This window comes from Roseibium polysiphoniae (genome assembly GCF_014842925.1).
GTDB classification, from domain to species: Bacteria; Pseudomonadota; Alphaproteobacteria; order Rhizobiales; family Stappiaceae; genus Roseibium; species Roseibium polysiphoniae.
Genome location: NZ_JACYXJ010000003.1, coordinates 609,754 through 627,381, shown reverse-complemented (window position 1 = coordinate 627,381; position 17,628 = coordinate 609,754). Strand labels below are relative to the sequence as shown.

At 57.3% G+C, this 17,628-nt stretch carries 19 protein-coding genes; 6 read left to right on the top strand and 13 right to left on the bottom strand.

The window, feature by feature from the left end; translation table 11 throughout:
- Nucleotides 1-94: 94 nt before the first annotated feature.
- The 3 genes from IG617_RS09895 to IG617_RS09885 all read left to right on the top strand — a co-directional run bounded on the left by IG617_RS09895 (nucleotide 95) and on the right by IG617_RS09885 (nucleotide 2,608).
- Nucleotides 95-985 (top strand): LysR family transcriptional regulator, encoded by an 891-nt coding sequence (locus IG617_RS09895; protein ID WP_162009355.1) that lies wholly within the window; start codon nucleotides 95-97, stop codon nucleotides 983-985.
- Nucleotides 986-1,140: 155 nt separating this feature from the next.
- Entirely contained in the window at nucleotides 1,141-1,941 is an 801-nt protein-coding gene (locus IG617_RS09890) for an NAD kinase (protein ID WP_192109040.1), read from the top strand.
- Nucleotides 1,942-2,095: 154 nt separating this feature from the next.
- Nucleotides 2,096-2,608, top strand: coding sequence for an Hpt domain-containing protein (locus tag IG617_RS09885; protein WP_192109039.1), 513 nt, complete (start codon nucleotides 2,096-2,098; stop codon nucleotides 2,606-2,608).
- Between the two features lie 43 nt (nucleotides 2,609-2,651).
- Here the strand turns inward: IG617_RS09885 and IG617_RS09880 are convergent, their stop codons facing one another.
- The 4 genes from IG617_RS09880 to IG617_RS09865 all read right to left on the bottom strand — a co-directional run bounded on the left by IG617_RS09880 (nucleotide 2,652) and on the right by IG617_RS09865 (nucleotide 6,369).
- Nucleotides 2,652-3,806 carry a DUF2336 domain-containing protein gene (locus IG617_RS09880; protein ID WP_192109038.1) on the bottom strand — a complete coding sequence of 385 codons (1,155 nt, stop codon included), beginning with the start codon at nucleotides 3,804-3,806 and terminating at the stop codon, nucleotides 2,652-2,654.
- Between the two features lie 111 nt (nucleotides 3,807-3,917).
- Nucleotides 3,918-4,940, bottom strand: coding sequence for a transglycosylase SLT domain-containing protein (locus IG617_RS09875; protein WP_192109037.1), 1,023 nt, complete (start codon nucleotides 4,938-4,940; stop codon nucleotides 3,918-3,920).
- 226 nt (nucleotides 4,941-5,166) lie between these two features.
- Nucleotides 5,167-5,769 carry a flavin reductase family protein gene (locus IG617_RS09870; protein ID WP_192109036.1) on the bottom strand — a complete coding sequence of 201 codons (603 nt, stop codon included), beginning with the start codon at nucleotides 5,767-5,769 and terminating at the stop codon, nucleotides 5,167-5,169.
- Between the two features lie 6 nt (nucleotides 5,770-5,775).
- Nucleotides 5,776-6,369, bottom strand: a complete 594-nt coding sequence (locus IG617_RS09865; RefSeq protein ID WP_192109035.1) for a nitroreductase family protein — start codon at nucleotides 6,367-6,369, stop codon at nucleotides 5,776-5,778.
- 312 nt (nucleotides 6,370-6,681) lie between these two features.
- Between IG617_RS09865 and IG617_RS09860 the strand changes: the two genes are divergently transcribed.
- Nucleotides 6,682-7,626, top strand: a complete 945-nt coding sequence (locus IG617_RS09860; RefSeq protein WP_209008381.1) for a hypothetical protein — start codon at nucleotides 6,682-6,684, stop codon at nucleotides 7,624-7,626.
- Nucleotides 7,627-7,667: 41 nt separating this feature from the next.
- Here the strand turns inward: IG617_RS09860 and IG617_RS09855 are convergent, their stop codons facing one another.
- The 7 genes from IG617_RS09855 to IG617_RS09825 all read right to left on the bottom strand — a co-directional run bounded on the left by IG617_RS09855 (nucleotide 7,668) and on the right by IG617_RS09825 (nucleotide 14,472).
- Nucleotides 7,668-9,419 (bottom strand): FAD-dependent oxidoreductase, encoded by a 1,752-nt coding sequence (locus IG617_RS09855; protein WP_192109034.1) that lies wholly within the window; start codon nucleotides 9,417-9,419, stop codon nucleotides 7,668-7,670.
- Nucleotides 9,420-10,094 (bottom strand): ferric reductase-like transmembrane domain-containing protein, encoded by a 675-nt coding sequence (locus IG617_RS09850; RefSeq protein ID WP_192109033.1) that lies wholly within the window; start codon nucleotides 10,092-10,094, stop codon nucleotides 9,420-9,422. It lies immediately after the preceding gene.
- Between the two features lie 4 nt (nucleotides 10,095-10,098).
- On the bottom strand, nucleotides 10,099-10,314 hold the full coding sequence (locus tag IG617_RS21935; protein WP_192109032.1) for a 4Fe-4S dicluster domain-containing protein: 216 nt from the start codon (nucleotides 10,312-10,314) through the stop codon (nucleotides 10,099-10,101).
- Between the two features lie 202 nt (nucleotides 10,315-10,516).
- The gene (locus IG617_RS09840) at nucleotides 10,517-11,347 is read right to left on the bottom strand and encodes a lysophospholipid acyltransferase family protein (protein ID WP_192109031.1); all 831 of its coding nucleotides are present in this window, start codon (nucleotides 11,345-11,347) and stop codon (nucleotides 10,517-10,519) included.
- A gap of 141 nt (nucleotides 11,348-11,488) precedes the next feature.
- Nucleotides 11,489-13,459 carry a threonine--tRNA ligase gene (gene thrS / locus IG617_RS09835; protein ID WP_192109030.1) on the bottom strand — a complete coding sequence of 657 codons (1,971 nt, stop codon included), beginning with the start codon at nucleotides 13,457-13,459 and terminating at the stop codon, nucleotides 11,489-11,491.
- A 164-nt stretch (nucleotides 13,460-13,623) separates the two neighbouring features.
- Nucleotides 13,624-13,983 carry a membrane protein insertion efficiency factor YidD gene (yidD, locus tag IG617_RS09830; RefSeq protein ID WP_192109029.1) on the bottom strand — a complete coding sequence of 120 codons (360 nt, stop codon included), beginning with the start codon at nucleotides 13,981-13,983 and terminating at the stop codon, nucleotides 13,624-13,626.
- A 24-nt stretch (nucleotides 13,984-14,007) separates the two neighbouring features.
- Nucleotides 14,008-14,472 carry an iron-sulfur cluster assembly scaffold protein gene (locus IG617_RS09825; RefSeq protein ID WP_192109028.1) on the bottom strand — a complete coding sequence of 155 codons (465 nt, stop codon included), beginning with the start codon at nucleotides 14,470-14,472 and terminating at the stop codon, nucleotides 14,008-14,010.
- A 262-nt stretch (nucleotides 14,473-14,734) separates the two neighbouring features.
- Between IG617_RS09825 and folE the strand changes: the two genes are divergently transcribed.
- Nucleotides 14,735-15,370: a GTP cyclohydrolase I FolE gene (folE, locus tag IG617_RS09820; protein ID WP_192109156.1), complete on the top strand. Its 636-nt coding sequence runs from the start codon at nucleotides 14,735-14,737 to the stop codon at nucleotides 15,368-15,370.
- A 20-nt stretch (nucleotides 15,371-15,390) separates the two neighbouring features.
- Complete coding sequence (gene hisI / locus IG617_RS09815) at nucleotides 15,391-15,855, top strand: phosphoribosyl-AMP cyclohydrolase (protein WP_192109027.1); 465 nt, start codon at nucleotides 15,391-15,393, stop codon at nucleotides 15,853-15,855.
- Nucleotides 15,856-15,920: 65 nt separating this feature from the next.
- Here the strand turns inward: hisI and IG617_RS09810 are convergent, their stop codons facing one another.
- Together IG617_RS09810 and IG617_RS09805 are read right to left on the bottom strand one after the other, a co-directional pair.
- Nucleotides 15,921-16,352 carry a CBS domain-containing protein gene (locus IG617_RS09810; RefSeq protein WP_192109026.1) on the bottom strand — a complete coding sequence of 144 codons (432 nt, stop codon included), beginning with the start codon at nucleotides 16,350-16,352 and terminating at the stop codon, nucleotides 15,921-15,923.
- A 101-nt stretch (nucleotides 16,353-16,453) separates the two neighbouring features.
- The gene (locus IG617_RS09805; RefSeq protein WP_192109025.1) at nucleotides 16,454-17,206 is read right to left on the bottom strand and encodes a rhomboid family intramembrane serine protease; all 753 of its coding nucleotides are present in this window, start codon (nucleotides 17,204-17,206) and stop codon (nucleotides 16,454-16,456) included.
- Nucleotides 17,207-17,628 lie beyond the last annotated feature (422 nt).

The following is a 17,628-nucleotide window of genomic DNA, read 5'->3' as shown; positions in this document are numbered from 1 at the left end:
GCACCATATGCAGCTCAATTGAATTGCCTGTGACGTAATATTAGCGTCGCTAATGACGGATAGAGTTTCTCATGAAGTTCAACATGGAACTGTCATGAACAACCGTCCAAGCCCCTACCAAATCACTGCCTTCACCTATGTTGCCCGCGAAAGGAGCTTTTCCGGAGCCGCAAGCGTTCTGTCCGTCACCCAGTCCTCAATCACCCAGCACGTCGCCAACCTGGAAAAGCGCATGGGGACGCAGCTTTTCGTCCGCAGACGCGACGGTCTCGAGATGACCCGTGCCGGCAGCGAGCTCTTTCGAATCACGGATCGGCTGGCAACACTGGATCAGCTGGTGACGGAGAAGGTGAATGATTACAGCGCACTGACAGACGGGCACATCCGGATCATCGCGAATGCTCCACGCCCGGCAATGCCGATCATTTCGCGCTATGGAGAATTGTTCCCAAAGGTGCAGATCGACTTCACACTTTACAACTGGACCACAGCGATGGGGCTTGTTGCGGACCGCCATGTCGATATAGCGATCGTCACGGAACCGGAGGAAAGCGACGCGCTCTTTACCCAGGAGCTGCGCCGGACGACCTATATGGCGCACATGCCCGCTGATCACCGGCTGGCCGGGAGAAAAAGTCTTTCACTAGCCGATCTCCAGGCAGACACATTGATCCTGCCGGAAGACGGATCACTCACCCAGAAAGTGGTGCGCGCCAAGATCAGCGAATTCGGCTTTGAGTTCCCGCGGATCATCAAGACAACGACCTTTCCGATGGTCAAGGAAGCCATCCTCCATGGTCTCGGACTTGGCATCTTGCTGGAAAACAGTCTTTACCCGTCGGAAAAACTCGTCGCGATACCAATCAAGGAAATGTCCGAGCAATACCGGGACTGCATTGCCCTGTCCGCTGACAAGCGCGAATTGCGGCTGATACAGAGTTTCCTGAATGTGGCAGTTGATGCCCGAGCAGCACATATTTTCTGACCCTTGAGAGGTCGCAGATCATGGCCCGTGGGCCAAAAATGGGCCACAGCACAGCTTTGCCTAAAATCGGCGTTGGCTTTCAAGGGCTTCGTGCTGTTTATTAGCCGCTAAGAGGCCTTTGAACATCTGTTCGGGTCCACCAACCGGGGAATGCAATGAGCCAGCTCGAGGCAGAAGTAAAAAGAGCGATAAAATGTGACAAGCTCGCTTTTCTGGCCAGTGAAACGGAAGAAGCGCAAGAAGCCCTGCAAAAGCTTTCCGCGCTATATGGCAATGCCCGTACCAAAGAGGCCGACGTCATTATCGCGCTCGGCGGCGACGGCCTCATGCTGCAAACCCTCCACGCCTTCATGGGAACGGGAAAACCGATTTACGGCATGAACCGGGGATCGGTCGGCTTCCTGATGAACGAATACCGTGAAGAGGACCTGCGCGAGCGCCTTCAAAGCGCCGACATCACCACGATCCATCCTCTGCGCATGGAGGTGGTTGACCACGCTGGATACAGCCACGTTGCCCGTGCGATCAATGAAGTTTCCCTCATACGGCAGACATCCCAGGCTGCGCGTCTGAAGATTTCGGTCGATGACCGCGTTCGCCTGGAGGAGCTGATCTGCGATGGCTGTCTGGTGGCCACGCCTGCAGGCAGCACAGCCTATAACCTGTCTGCCCATGGGCCGATTCTGCCGATCTCGGCGTCGCTTCTTGCTCTGACCCCGATCAGTGCATTTCGCCCCCGCAGGTGGCGCGGCGCCCTCCTACCGAACCGCGCAAAGGTCGACATAGAAGTCCTTGATTCGCTGAAGCGACCAGTCAGTGCCGCCGCCGATCATACCGAGATCAGAAATGTCGCAAAGGTCACGGTTCACGAGGACAGCGAAGTCGAAGGTTTGATGATGTTCGACTCCGATCACGGATGGGACGAACGCATTCTTGCTGAGATGTTCCGCTATTGAGAATTTTGTCCTTACCAAATTCTCACTGACAAGCCCCTGTTAAGCTCCGCGCGCAATAATGCTTCAACTTGTCGTGGGGAAAAGCGTCGTCGGCGCGTCGAGCAGATGTTCAATTTCTCCATGAACGCTCCGGGAACGGTATGAGGAATTCGAGATGTCTGCCGATTTGTTTGAGGGCGAGGAATATGAACTTGTCACGCCTCCCAGTGACCTGCGCAAGAAGGTTCGCATCATGAACAAGCGCGAGGCAGCCAAGTTCGATCCGGTCAAAGCGGCAGAAATCGCGCTGGAACGCCTCTCCCAAAACTTCGGCGGCTGGATGTCCAATGAAGCAGCTGAACTTATGGCCGCTTGGGATGTGGTTCAGAGCGAAGGACTGACCGCCGAAAACCTCGACACGCTTTATCAGTCCGCTCACAACATCAAGGGTCAGGCACTAACGTTGGGCTATCCGCTGGTCGGCTCCGTCGCAGCCAGCTTCTGCCGTTTGATTGAAACAGTGCCATCGCCCTCCGCCCTGCCGCTGCCTCTCGTCGAGCAATATGTCGTGGCGATCCGTGCGATGGTGGCCGAAGGCGCAAAAGACGATCAGAACGAGACGGGATCGGCGCTGCTCGACCGGCTGACCGAAGTCACTGAAGACTACCTCGCACAACTCAAGAAATAGCTGACGCCCGCTGCAGTTGGCGGGCTCCTGGCCAAGTTGCGGTCTAGGCTGCGCTGAGTGCTCTTTGTGCCGTGCCGTGAATATAGGCCCGAGCTTCAAGACGCGCGACTTCAAGCGCGAACCGCCTCAGGAAGGCGAGGATATCGCCGTCGGCGCCCAGCGCCTCATCCTGCAGTTCGCCAAGCAGGCATTCCGTCAACATCCGAGCAAGATCAAGCGGAAGATCGGCCGTGAGATCGGCGCCCCCTTCCCTTGCCATGTCAATCGCCAACAGAAACGCCTGGTGAGAGCGCATCGGCAGTCCGGCTTTCCGCATCACCGCCCGCAAAGCGGACGGACGCGCGGCAATGAGCGCCCGGAAAATCCGTTCTTCCGGAACCCCCGACAAGAGCCCGAGAGCGGTTGCAAAGAACCTGAACCGGCCACAGCAGACAGCCCGCAGCATCAGCCGCGTATTCAAATGCCCGCTGGCGCGCAGGTACTCTGACATCTCGAGCAGCTCGGCATGTGACGCGCCATGAACCAAGCGAAGGGCGATCTTGTCTGAGGCGTCCGCCAACAGATTTTCGTCGTCGTTTTGATCCCGCTCGCCGGCCGCACGCGCAGTCTCTCCGATGGATCTGGCATGACGAAGCAGGAGCGCATGACGCATATGCATCGGCAGGTCTGGACGCTTGAGCAAGGCTTCGCGCAGATCCGCGACGTCCTCGAACCGCTCAGCGAGCCGCAATAGGCTGGTTGGCACAATGTTCGCCGAGTTGTTTGACAACAGCGCCCGGCAAGCGGATTCAGCACCGATCTCCGCGATCGCAGCAGACACTGCGGCCGACAGTTCCCGACGGCTCGCGACAACCCGCTGCAGGTCTTCCTGTGGGTTCGCCAGGACATCGATCAGATCAACATCGGAAAAGAGCGGTGACGTCTCCAGAACGATGCTTGCAACCTCCTGCCGGTCTTCAGCCAGCGACAGAAGGATATGCCGAGGGGCATCTGAACTGCGACACAGATTGTGCGCAATTGCCATGCGCACATCGACACAAGGATCGTCGAGCAGAACAGTCAGCGCCGCAGATGCGCCCTTGCGGCTGTCATCATCCAATTCGGAGTAAAGCCAGGCGCGCGCAAGTGCGCCCGCAGCCTCCGCTCGCGGTCCATCCGGCGCAGTCTCAACCCAGTTTAGAAAATCGTGAATGATCATGATGACGCACTACAGCCCTAAGTCTTTGATCCCATGCTGGCATCAAAGACTTAACGTTCGGTTCACCATAAAAATGACGAGGAAACTAGAGGCTGCCTATTGCCGGCGCCTTCAAGCCGGCGGAAGAAGGTCGTTTTGTTCCCGGTCTTCCCGGTAGGACAGAAAACGTGTCAGGTCCAAAGGCCCCTCATAACCCAACGAGGCAAATTGCTGAGCCGCAACCTTGGCATCTGACGCACCGAGCGCTGAGAACGCGCTGGCCTGTTCAACCGCGGTAAAGGCAGAGGAGAACCTGGATCCGAGAGGCTTTTCGTCGAAAGTGTTGCCCGTTCGGAACAAGGCTTCGAAAGGATCAGCCGTTTCCGTGGCACGGAAGGCGTTCACCACGCGCTGCGTCGCAAGATCCTCTCCGCCCTCAAGACCATCCCCCCCCGCCCCGGGCTTCTGGTTCGGCAAGGCCGCAACATCGTTCAGCGAAGGCGCACCGCCACCGGACTGCACGGCACTCGCAATCATCGTGACATTGCTGTGCTTGCTCGTGATGACGTCATAAACCTCCGAAGTGGTTCGAGCCTCACCGTTCGAGTGATAGAAAATCGACTTGTTTGCCCGCGCCTGGGACGGAAACAATTTGTCCGCCCGCATCTCGGCACTATCCTCGGACGCACGGATCAAACGGTTGGCACCGCCAGCTCCCAGGAAGTGCGCCATGTAGAGTTCGCCTTCGCTCGGCTGGCGTCCGAGTTTGCGACTGAGGTGCGCAGCGTTTTTCTGAGTGAGCGCACCGGCCATCACCGATGCGATATCCGGGTCCTTGCGAAGGTCGAGGATTTCCTGACGCACCGCCGGATCAGATACCCGGTATTTGCCGCTGCCGGTGCGCTGGATCTGGTCCGAATATTTTTCCAGGCCATGTTTTGGCCCGGCCTCTTTCATTGTTTCCAGCCAGGTGGATTCAATGAATTGAAAGAGCCCGGTGGCGCTGGAGGTCGCGGCTTTGGCTGTTGGATTGAACGACGATTCGCGGGCAGCTGTCTTCACCAGATAGTCGAAGGACGTACCTGTAGAGGTGCTTGCTGATTGAAATGCTTGCTCGATCCGAGACGCGATCGAGGCAGTGTCAGCTATGAGCATGAACCAATCTCCCCGATGAAAAGTTTACCATTTCCTTAATTTCGCGCTCAGAAGGTTAACAAAACCTTAACGCGGTGGATTTGCGGGTAATGTCATGAGCAAGCGGCAACCGGACAAATCGGGCGGCAGCAAGTCTCACCCGAGGCCTGGAAAAGCGAAAATTAAAAAAGGCCGGTGCGCCAAGCACACCGGCCTTTCCCTCTCTGTCGAGGCAGAACGCGTCGCTTTAGACCGCCGGACGGCTCATCTGAAAAAGCTCGTCGACAACGGAGTAGTCCTTGTATCCCAGACGGGCCAAGGGACGCACCTTGGTCAGGTCCAGCAAACCGTCGACCAAAACGCTGTCATCGATATGCACCGCAACGACCTGGCCGAAGGTCACCCACGACTGGGTGTCATTGCCCTCCAGATCCTGCATGCGCACCGTCTTCAGGTGCTTGCACTCAAGAGCGGTATAGGCCGCAGCAACACGCGGCGCTTTCACCAGTTTCGACGGCGCCATCTCGAGACCGGCGCGCTCAAACTCGGAGACCCCATGCTCCAGCGGCGCAGAGGAGATGTTCATGGCATCACGCAGGTCATAACTTGCCATGTTGCAAACGAACTCGTCGGTCTCTGCGATATTGGCCGCGGAATCCTTGAACCCGGTCGATGCGAACATGACCATGGGCGGCGTGTCACCGATGCCATTGAAAAAGCTGTAGGGAGCCAGATTAGGACGCCCTTCCTTGTCGATCGTGGAGATCCAGCCGATTGGACGCGGCGCGACGATTGCCTTGAAGGGATTGTGGGGCAAGCCGTGATCGTTCTTGGATGTTTCGTAGTACATTGGGCGTCAGGTCTCCGACCAGTCAGTGCAGATATCGGCCAGATCCGGACGGGGGCGCTCAAATGGCGCCTGTGTCGGGGTACCGATGTGGATGAAACCGGCGAAGCGCTCGTCTTCGCCGCAGCCCAGATACCGGGCTGCCGTCTCGTGAAAGCAATACCATTCGCTCAGCCATTGCGAAGCGTAGCCCGCTGCACTGGCTGCGCTCACCAGGTTCATGCAGACCGCGCCAGCGGAAAGCTCCTGTTCCCAGACCGGGATCTTCGGGTGGATCGCCGCAGTGCTGATCACACCGATCACAAGCGGCGCCCGGCTAAAGCGGGAAAGTTCCTGTTCCTTGCGCGCCTCATCGAGCGGACCATTCTCCGCTTCGCAAATCTCCAGCAGCTTTCGCCCGATGATTTCGCGCTTGGCCTCGCGGTAGATGACGAACCGCCATGGCGCGAGCTTGCCATGGTCCGGCACACGAGCTGCCACAGTCAGAATATCGCGAAGATCGCTCTCGCCTGGCCCTGGCTCGGTCATGGTCACACAGGGGTGCGAACGACGGGTCAGCAGGAAGTCAAGAGCTTCCTGGCGCCGGGGCGAATATGTTGACATCGCGGAGCAGCCTGTCTTGAGGAATTGAGAACAACGTGCCTTTCACCTAATTCATTGACCGCAGTTGTCAACTTTCCAGTTATGACTTGAATTTGTCCGATTTTCCGGCACACAAGACGGGTGCAGGGTATGGCTCTGGCATGCTATTACTGATATTTGCGTTCATTCGGAACGATGGTTGAAACCACAAGAGGCTCGCTAAGCGGCGTGAGAAGTCCGGCACATATCGTTTTCCGCCTTCTGGCAATTCTTTTGCTCGCAACGCAACCAGTGGGCCTGGCCTCGGCGCAATCCGTGGCCCAGGCGAATCCGATGCCCCCTGCTCCCAAACCCGACCCGAACGCGGTCGTGACGGAGCCGGAAGAGGCAATCGAGAATTTGCTGGACCGAGCACCTGAGCCACTGTTCTCAGATACGCTCGTGCCCTATGCGCCTTCCACGCGCAGTCTGTCGGGCAGCGGCTCGGCGACCGAGCAAGGCGCGCTCTACCTGATGTCAAAGCTGACCCGCGACAGCGAGCCGCTAAACGACGGCTTGATCTGGCGCATCTACAGCGAAACGACGAATGACGAGGGGCGTCTTGAATTGGTGGCAACGGCCCAGGGCGGCGATGCCGAATTCAGGCTCGATCCTGGCGCCTATCTCATTCACACCGCTTATGGCCACGCAACGGCAACCAATCGCATCGTCATGGGCCGCGATGTAAAATCCAAGATGGTGATCTTGAACGCTGGCGGCATCAAGCTGGACGCAGCCTTGAGCGACGATGTGGCTTTGGCCGAAGGCCCGATCACCTTCGACATCTATGGCATGGAGTTCAACGAACGCGGCGAACGCAATCTGATTGCCAGCGACGTTCACTCCGGCAAGATCATTCGTCTGAACTCCGACACCTATCATGTCGTTAGCCGCTACGGCGCGGTCAACGCAGTCGTGCGCGCGGACATTCAGGTCATTCCGGGCAAGCTGACCGAGGCGACGATCTATCACAAGGCCGCCGATATCACCTTGAAGCTGGTCAACGCTCCGGGCGGCGAAGCCATCGCAAACACATCCTGGTCGGTTCTCAGCCCAGGCGGAGACATGGTCGTTGAAGCCAATGGCGCCTTCCCGGATTTCGTTCTGGCTGCCGGGGAATACGAAGTCATCGCCCGCAACAACGGCGAGACCTTTCGCAGCAATTTCTCTGTCGCGTCAGGTGAGAACCGCGAAGTCGAAGTTGTCACGGCAAGCAGCAAGTCGCAGCTGTCGAACTGACCCTACGACGTGACTTTAGGTCAAACGCAACGGCCGAAGCCTTATGTTTGGGCCGGCCAGGTGTCAAACGGTTGCTTCTCAAGCCGCATGTCCCCACTCTCATCCTTGTAGATATTGATCCATGCCCGCCAGTTCTCATCGTCTACATCGGGATAGTCCAGACGGTAGTGACTGCAGCGGCTTTCCTTACGCATGAGCGATGCCCTGAGCTTCATCTCTGCGCTGATAATCATGTTTGAAGTCTCATGCGCGAGCCGCAGCTCATGCATGTCGGCCGCCCGCAACATGGGGCTATGATGATCGCGCAGCTCCTCGATATACGCGAGCGCGGCGCTCAGAATGCTCTCCTTCTTAATGTAGAGCACGAAGTTCGGGATCATGATGCCTTGCAAGGTCTGCGTGACCCATGCCGGGCCATACCCGGCCTTCCTGCGTAGAGGAGCAAGAATCTCTTCCTCAACGGCAGCAAGTTCGGTTTCTTCAAGAATGGGTGTTTCGACATCGCGGGCATAGTCCGCAGCAGCTTCTCCGCCAACCGCACCCTGCACTGCTGAACCTGCCAAGGAGGAACCGATCTGAGTGTAAATTGCGCCACACATATGGGACCCCAGAGCATCACCAGCCGCGAATAGACCGGGTATATTCGATTCACAGCGGTCATTGATCGGCACCAGGCCTTCGGACTTGTGAATGGACATGCCGGCGGATGCCCCCCCCATAGCCGGGCCACGCATCCCCGGAGGTCCGCCGCCGATGCCAGGACCTCCCCCGGCAGGAGGGCCATCGCCCATCCCAGCGGCTTCCGGAGGTCCAGGAGGGGGACCATTATCGGCAAATTCCACGGGCCTGAAGGGGCCACCCGCAACGTTTTTCCCTGGTCCAGATCCAGGTCCTGCTTCAACCGGGTTGCCAAGTTTGTAGGCGAGATAGTTTGCGTCGACACCCAGATCATGCCGGATCCCAACACCTTCCAATGAAGGCCGGCGATCAAACATGTCCCCCCAGCCATCATAGGTGGCCGCCGGGTTCTTTGCCCGCCCGACATGGCCGTCGTTCCACTCCTTGCCGGTTACCTTCGCACCGATGTTATAGGCCATCACGGTGCCATCATGTGTCAGGTCACAGACCGGAAAACCGTTCGGTTTAAAAGCGCCTGCGCCCGTGCACAGAACCACGCTCTTGGCCCTGAAGATAACTACTTCCTCTGCGTCCAGGCGAAACCCGGCCGCGCCGGCAATCCTTTCACCGTCCTTGAGGAGATGGGTCACAACCACGCGCTCATGCAGCGGAATGCCACGCGCCTCGATCGGCGTCATGAAAGACTTGTTGTAAAGATTGCTGTCAAAGAAACCCCAGGCTTTCAGCTCTTCGACACGCGCAAGTGAATGCTCCGCAGTTTGCCGCGTGTAGACCGGATTGTTGGTCCCAAGAGCTGACCTTGAGACAGCGGCCACATATTCATCCAGCGTGAGCTCTTCCTGCGCCGGATCAAAGGCAAAAAATCCCTTCGCGAAAGGCGTCAGACCGGAAGATCCGAGTCGCCCCTTTGAGACAATTCGGATCTTCGCACCAGCGTCATGCCCCTTCACCGCAGCAAAAAGCCCTGCCATGCCACCGCCGATAACCAACACATCGCAATCATGCGTCGCCGTTGTAAATGCACTTGCATCAGATACCGAGGTGTTCTGCCCCCATCCGGCATTGACGCCCAACGCCGCCATGCCCGCCGCACTTCCCCCCATCGCCATAAACGCACGGCGCGTGGGACCACTCTGTTGCTCTGTCGTCGTCATTTATTCGCTCCCGACGGTCTGTTTTGCTGACACGGTCGGCTTGGTCGGCGGAAAAAGGTACATCTTGAACAGCATCGCGGCCCCGGTGATCGCGACGGAGACCGAAAAGAAGACCATTGAAGGGTTGAAATGACGTCCCAGCTTGATCGCATGCAGGACTGCAACCGCGGTCACGAGAACGCTCAAGAGCCCGTGAAAATAGCGCCAGTTTCTATATTTGATGCCGAGCGCCCAATTTAGCCTCAGGCGAAAAATCGCGGTCAGCGTCAAAACCAGAAGCAAGATCCAAGCCGCCAACCCCAATAAAATTCCAGGGTTTTCAAAGGTCGTCAGCATGGTTCTGAAGGCCTGCCATGGACCAATTCCTGCCTCGAAGAGCCTTGGAAAAACAATCAGCACTGGGTGCAGGAGCAAGACGGTCATGACAGCGTAGGCAATGAACTTGTGCACCAGTTGAACCTGCCGCAGATCAAAGAGCTGGATGACTTTCAGGTTGCTACGCGCCATAAAGAACTGAGACAGCATCAGCGAAAAAGCCAAGAGCGTCAGCAGCGAGATCGCTTCTTTCAAGACCGAACGACGTGGAAACTCACCCAGCCAGTAGAACAATATCGGCAGCCCCAGAAAAACCATCAGGGCAATGACGATTACAGATGTCCTGAGCATCACCTTCATGGCTCTATCCCCACGACACGACGACCGGAATTGTTTTTTCAGGTGATAGCGTTATGGCATCGACCGGACAGTTCATTCTGCACAAATGGCAAATCTGGCAATCGGCCGGATAGACAATTGCGGCCTTGCCGCTCTCCTTGTCTATCCGGATCACGTCACACGGACAGGCATGAACACATCGGCCGCAACCAATGCATCCACTGATGTTCTCGATTGTCATTGCTCTGCTCTCCAAGGTGTCCGATGGGCAGCCTAGGCTGCGCCTATCGTAGAGCCTTGATCAGAGTCAATGCGCTGGTGGAGAGGCAAACTGGCGAGGGCAAAAAAGTGTAACAGGTCAGAAAAGAAACCGCAGATCCAAAGTCAGAACTAAAAATAAATCCAATACAATCAGCAGCTTGAGGAAAGCGCGAAATGTCCCATCAGGAAATCGGCCGGTCCGGGTTGCCCAGCTGCATGACCTGACCCTGGAGGAAATCCATGATCTCTTTCTGGTCGCGAAAACCAGATAGCGTCTCGAACGGAATGGGAGCGCCGGCCCGTGCCGTAATCGCTGTGCCAAGGGTTCGCCGGAACTCACGCACATAAAGTGCCAATCGCAACGTCAGTGAAAACCGCGAAACCAGGTGAAAGAGCCAGGAATTCTGCCCGTCGAAATAAAGCGGCAACACGGTCGCCTTTGAAGAGCGGATCATTTTTGCGGTGAAGGTCTTCCAGGGAAGCTCCTCTGCCCGGCCGAATGGCTTGGGCGCTGTGGCCACCCCTCCGCCCGGAAACACGATGATGGTCGTGCCTTCGCTCAAGAGACGTAAAGCCTCCCGGCGCGTCTCCATGTTGGTTTTGAGGGCCTGCTTGGTTTCCTCGAAATCAACCGGCAGCGAGAAAGGCCGCACTTCGGGAACTTTCAACAACTCGTTGTTGATCAAGATCTTGAAGGGACGACCCAACTGCTCGGCCAGCGACAGGATCGCGAGGCCGTCGCCAATGCCATAGGGGTGATTTGCAATCAGAACAAGGGGACCTTCTGGCAGAGCCTTCGGCGGCCACTCCCCATCAGCAACAGAAACATTCAGATTGATCAGCCCGAGCAGGTCGCTCCAGATCTGTGGAGACGTCCCGACAGTCGAGGCTTTCCAGATCTCGTAGAGGTTGAGGATCTGACGACGGCCCGAGAGTCCCTCGATAGAGCGGATGAGCCACCGCTTCAAAGGGGGATGATCTGGATTGGCATAGCTGAATTCAGCGTAGTCCATTACGAATCCAATTCTCTCGAACGCAGCGTAAAATGATTCCGAACCGATAGCCGGTTATCTATTGCGGTTTCGTGACAGCATAGACCGAGCAAAAGAAAAGCCGCAGGAAATCCCGCGGCTTTTCGTATTTATCATCACAATTCACTTAAGATCCGGCGAAACAGCCTCGGCCTTGAAGGCCGCAACGGCTTCCTCCAAAGACATAGCCGTCTGATCCTTGGATCCCAGTCGGCGGACATTCACAGTCCGCTCTTCCGCTTCACGCCTGCCGCAGACCACGATCGCCGGAACCTTCGCCAGCGAGTGTTCACGGACCTTGTAGTTGATCTTCTCATTGCGGAAATCCGTTTCCACGCTGAGGCCCGCCTTCTTGAGCTCCGCGGCAACTTCACGGCCGTAGTCGTCAGCTTCGGACGTGATCGTCGCAACGACCACCTGCAGCGGCGACATCCAAAGTGGGAAATGACCGGCAAAGTTCTCGATCAAAATGCCAAGGAACCGTTCCATGGATCCGCAGATAGCACGATGGATCATCACCGGCGTTTTCTTTTCGCCGTCGCTGTCCACATAGAAAGCACCAAACCGCTCCGGCAGGTTGAAGTCGACCTGGGTCGTGCCGCACTGCCATTCACGGCCGATGGCATCCTTCAAGGTGTACTCGAACTTGGGACCATAGAAGGCGCCCTCGCCCGGCAGGATATCGGTCTTGATCCGGCCCTCGGATTGTTCCTCGATGGTCTTGAGAACCTTGGTCATGACGGCTTCGGCATGATCCCAGAGTTCATCGGACCCGACGCGCTTCTCCGGGCGGGTCGACAGCTTGACGACTACTTCCTCGAAGCCGAAGTCCTTGTAGACGGACAGGATCAGGTCGTTGATCTTGAGGCACTCATCCGCCATCTGCTCTTCAGTGCAGAAGATATGGGCGTCGTCCTGTGTAAATCCGCGCACGCGCATCAGGCCATGCATGGCGCCCGATGGCTCATAGCGATGCACTGTGCCGAATTCGGACAGACGCAGCGGCAGATCACGGTAGCTCTTCAGACCATGCTTGAATATCTGGACATGACCCGGACAGTTCATCGGCTTCAGCGCGAAAATACGAGTGTCTTCTGCTTCCGTGTCGGCACACTGTACCGAGAACATGTTCTCCTTGTACCAGCCCCAGTGACCTGACGTTTCCCAGAGCGAGGTGTCCAGAACCTGCGGAGCATTGACTTCCTGGTAGTCGTCGGCGAGCCGGCGACGCATGTAGGAAACGAGGCTCTGGAAAAGGCTCCAGCCCTTCGCATGCCAAAAGACGACGCCTGGTCCCTCTTCCTGGAAGTGGAACAGGTCCATCTCGCGGCCAAGCTTGCGGTGATCGCGCTTCTCGGCTTCCTCCAGCATGTGGAGATAGCCCTTCAGCTCCTTTTCCGAGGACCAGGCAGTGCCGTAGATGCGAGTCAGCATCTCGTTGTTGCTGTCTCCGCGCCAGTAAGCGCCGGCCACCTTCATCAATTTGAAGTCATTGCCGATCTGGCGGGTATTGGCCATATGAGGACCACGGCACAGATCGAGCCAATCGCCCTGCTTGTAGATCTTCAGGCTCTGATTGTCCGGGATCGCGTCGATCAGCTCGACCTTGTAGTCCTCGCCCTTCTCAGCAAAGAAGGCCTTGGCCTCGTCACGGCTCCAGACTTCCTTGGTGAACGCATCCCCACGGCCAATGATCTCGCGCATCTTCTTTTCGATGACCGGAAGGTCCTCGGGCGTGAAGGGCCAATCTTCTTTCGTATCTGGATGAACCCGCTTGAAGTCGTAGTAAAACCCGTTCTCGATGACCGGTCCGATCGTCACCTGCGTGCCCGGCCACAGTGCCTGCACAGCTTCGGCCATCACGTGGGCTGCATCGTGGCGGATCAGTTCCAGCGCACGAGGGTCGTCTCGGGTCACGATCTCGATCTTGGCATCAGCGGAAATCGGATCGGACAGGTCTTTCAGCTCTCCATCCAAGGCAACCGCAACGGCCTTTTTGGCCAACGACTTGGAAATACCGGCGGCCACGTCGGCGCCAGTGGTGCCATCGTCATAATCGCGAACGGAATTGTCGGGGAAAGTCAGGTGAATCATATCATGTCTCCGGCTCACTCCTGCAGACAAGGCAGGTAAGCATTGGTGTTTTCAAGTGCGCTTCACATAAGGGTTTTCAACATAAGAGGCAACCTTGTCAGGCCACTAGGCCGCACCAAGGCCGCCGACCGCCACTTCTTCCTGGTCACGCTTGCCATGCCCGGCTAAGAGAGACGGCTGCTGTCTTCCATATGGTCGCCGGTCCATTGGCCATAGCGCCAGGGCAGATACCAGCGGGCGCTTTCGGGAAGCTGGTCTGGCACCGGATCATAGCCCGACGGTCCCCAGGGATTGCAGCGCAGAATGCGCGCAAGGCCAACCCATCCGCCAGCCCAAAGGCCAAAGCGGCGGATCGCATCTCCGGTATAGTCGGAGCAGGTTGGCGCATATCGGCAGCCCCGCCCCATGACGAGCGAGAGCGAATGGCGATAGACCCAGATCAGGAGGAGCCCGAAGCGCGCAGGAAGCGAGGGCGGACCTTGTGCAGGCTTTTCAGGGGAGCAATGACCCTTGTCAGAACACACGAAACCTATGCTCCCAAAGGACTGTCAGACAGCCGCGCCATCTGCCCGTTGCTGTTCGTCGAGCCCATGTTCGATCTGGTCCAGCGCATCAACCACCGCATCAAACGTGAGGAGTGTCGATGCGTGACGGGCCTTGTACTCACGCACCGGCTCGAGGAATTTCAGGTCTTCAAAACGACCTTCCGGAGCAGGGCCGTTGTCCTTGAGCATTGCCCGCATCGTCTCGCGCAACTCACGAAGCTCGTCCGGTGTCGCGCCGACCACATGTTGCGCCATGATGGAGGCAGAGGCCTGACCGAGAGCGCAGGCTTTGACGTCATGCGCAAAGTCGCTGACCTTGCCGTCTGCGACATTCAGATCAACGACAACGGTGGATCCGCAAAGCCGTGAATGCGCCTTGGCAGAGGCCTGCGGGGCATCCAGACGTCCCAGCCGCGGAATATTTCCAGCGAATTCAAGGATCTTCGCGTTGTAGATATCGTCGAGCATTCTCGCCTCTTCGTGATCCGGGCTTCATTGCAGCACGGCTCCTTTTACCTATATAGATCAGTCGCAAGATGATTTCTGCAAGGGTCTTGGACGTCGCAGGCTAAATTCTGCCAAGATCAAGCCCCACAACAAAAAGATCGGTGCATTTACCCATGCGCCATGATCTGCCTGATAGGCTGGTTCGTAGAGGCTCCGTTACCATACGGCGCTGACAGGGGCGTCATGTATGGCAGGCAGTCACGACAAGGTAACGAGGGTCACGATGGACGCTATGCTGAAAACCGTCGGCAAGAAGCTGGAGCGCAAATCGCAGGACGACTTGGCACGCCCAAGCCGCGAAGAAGCCGAAGCTGCGGTGAGAACGCTCCTTGCGTGGGCGGGCGACGACCCGGACCGGGAAGGCCTGCTGGATACGCCCAAACGCGTGACCAAGGCCTATGGCCAGATCTTTGGCGGTTACTTCGAGGACCCGACCGAGCATCTCAAGCGGACCTTCGAGGACGTTGGCGGCTATCAGGACATCGTGATGGTACGGGGCATCCCCTTCCATTCTCACTGTGAACACCACATGCTCCCTTTCATCGGCACTGCCCATATCGCCTACTATCCAGCTGAAGGGGTTGTTGGGCTGTCGAAATTGGCCCGCGTTGTCGACATTTTCGCCAAGCGCCTGCAGACCCAGGAAAACTTGACGGCGCAGATTACATCGGCCATTGACGATCAGCTCGCACCTCGCGGGCTCGCCGTAATGCTGGAAGCCGAGCACCAGTGCATGACAATGCGTGGCGTGCAGAAGCCCGGCGTTTCGACGATTACCACTCAATTTACCGGGATTTTCCAGGATGAAGCGGCCGAGCAGGCCAAATTCATGTCCCTGGTACGCGGCGGGGGTCTTTGACATCCTGCCAATAGGGTAGGATGACAATGACGACGAGCCCCCTTTTCGCCAAGCGCGGCGACAAATCCGAGATCGAGACCGGCACCAGCCTTCAGCCGAAATTCGACAGCGACGGCCTCATTGCGGCCGTCGTGACAGACTTTGAAACTGGCGAAGTGCTGATGGTCGGCTATATGAATGCCGAGGCCCTGAAACGCACGATCGATACCGGCGAGGCCTGGTACTGGAGCCGGTCACGCCAAGAATTCTGGAAAAAGGGCGGAACCTCTGGTCAGGTGCAGAAAGTTCAGGAGATCCGTACCGATTGCGATCAGGACGCGATCTGGCTCAAAGTATCTGTCAAAGGCAACGGCGCGACATGCCACGTGGGCTTTCGCTCCTGCTTTTTCCGAAAGATCGTCAAGCACGAGGACGGTCGTGTCGAATTGATACGCACCGAGGCAGGCCGCGTTTATGATCCCAAGGATATCTACGGCAACAAATAAGCCCAAGTCGGTAGGCGCGGGATCAGGCATCGACAGCGGCAGGAACCCTGCCGCTGTTTTTATTTCTAGGCGGTAGTGATGTAGCTGCGCATGTGCTCGGCTTCCTGCTCAACCTGAGCGATCCGGTATTTGACCACATCCCCGATGGAAATCAGGCCTGCGACCTTTCCATCCTTGACGACCGGCACATGTCGGAAGCGCCCCTGGCTCATTTTGGTCATCACATCGTTGATGCTGTCATTTTCCACGCAGGTGACGACCGAACGAGTCATCACGTCTCCGACCGGCAGATCCAGTGCGCCTGCCCCCTGACGTCCGATCGCCTTCACCACGTCACGCTCGGAAATAATGCCTTCGATGCGGCTTTCATCATCAGTTACGAGAATCGCGCCGATCCCCTTTTCAGCCAGAACCTTGCAAATTCCCGAAAGCAGCGTGCCGCTTTTTTCGGCGATCACGTCCCGGCCTTTTCCGTTCAAGATTGCAGCAACCGTCATCAGCGATGTCCTCCCATGGCGTTGCCGGACAAGCCATTGCCCGCCCGGCCTTTCATCATGACAAAAATTCACGCTGACGCAAATAGATCCTTGCCGTTGCGTTAGCGCAGCCGGCGTGGAACCGGGTCAAGCAGCGGAAACAGCAGGAGCCCCATCAGAAAACCGCCGATATGCGCTTCCCAGGCAATCGATGCGGACCCGCCGGTAACTGGGGTACTCATGATCCCGAAGAGGATATTCAGCCCGAACCAGACGGCCATGAACCCCAGAACCTGACGGTTTTCCAGAGAATCACGCAGGCTGACAGCAGGCATCCGGTAAGCTCCGAGATCCTGCCTTCTGAATGCTCCAAGCGGACCGCCAAGCTCGAAGACAAACCTCAGAGCCGCAGCCATATGTCCCGAAACCGCCGCCGAAGCACCGATCATTGGAGTGGATTCGCCGAAATGAAACAGGAGATGCGTCGCCGCCCCAGCTATGGCGCACAGCGCCGAAAGCACCAGAAAACGCCATGTTCCGAACCGGCGCGCAACCGCGCTGCCGAAGATCGCCATCCAAAGCAAATTGAAGATGATGTGTGTCGCACCGCCATGAAGCAGGCCATAGGTGACAAAAGCCCAGGTGTCCGCGGCAAGCCCACCCGGTGCCATGCCACTAGCAAGCAACTCAGGATCATAGCGCACGGGCCAAAAGGCGAAATACAGCAGGATCTGCGAGTTCCAGCTGTCCGGCAGCACCAAAACCCGGAGAATGTGAATGCCGATCATAATCGCGCCCAGCCAGAACACCACGGATGGCAGATTGAAGGCAGGCTGGTCGACCGGGCGACCGGGATTGGGAAAATGCTGGTTCATCAGAATTCCTCGAAATACTTTCCTGCCTGATGTACGTCGCTGGCGCGTCCTGACAAGCCTTTCCTTGCAAACAGGCTTAATGGGGCAAGAGTGTCTCGCCGCCCGTTTACTCTTGCGCTCTTTCTCAAAAAGTAACGAGAGCTGGCCGAGACGGCCTCAATGTCCCATTCATGGGCCAACTGTCTGAAAAGTGCCGTCTTGAAACAGATACGCCCGCTGCCTTGTGGGCAGCGAGCGCATCAGGTCGCGTCCCCACGCGCCCCATTTCGGAAATCTGATTGCCGCGCTGCTCAACCGGTCGGTCCAGCTTGATCTCGCAGAAGCGGGCATCTGCTTAACATTTCCTTAACCTGCACATCCCTCAGGGACCTTTGCAAGCGCTTCACCCGGTTAACCCTAATGCTTCATATCACAGGCGATTT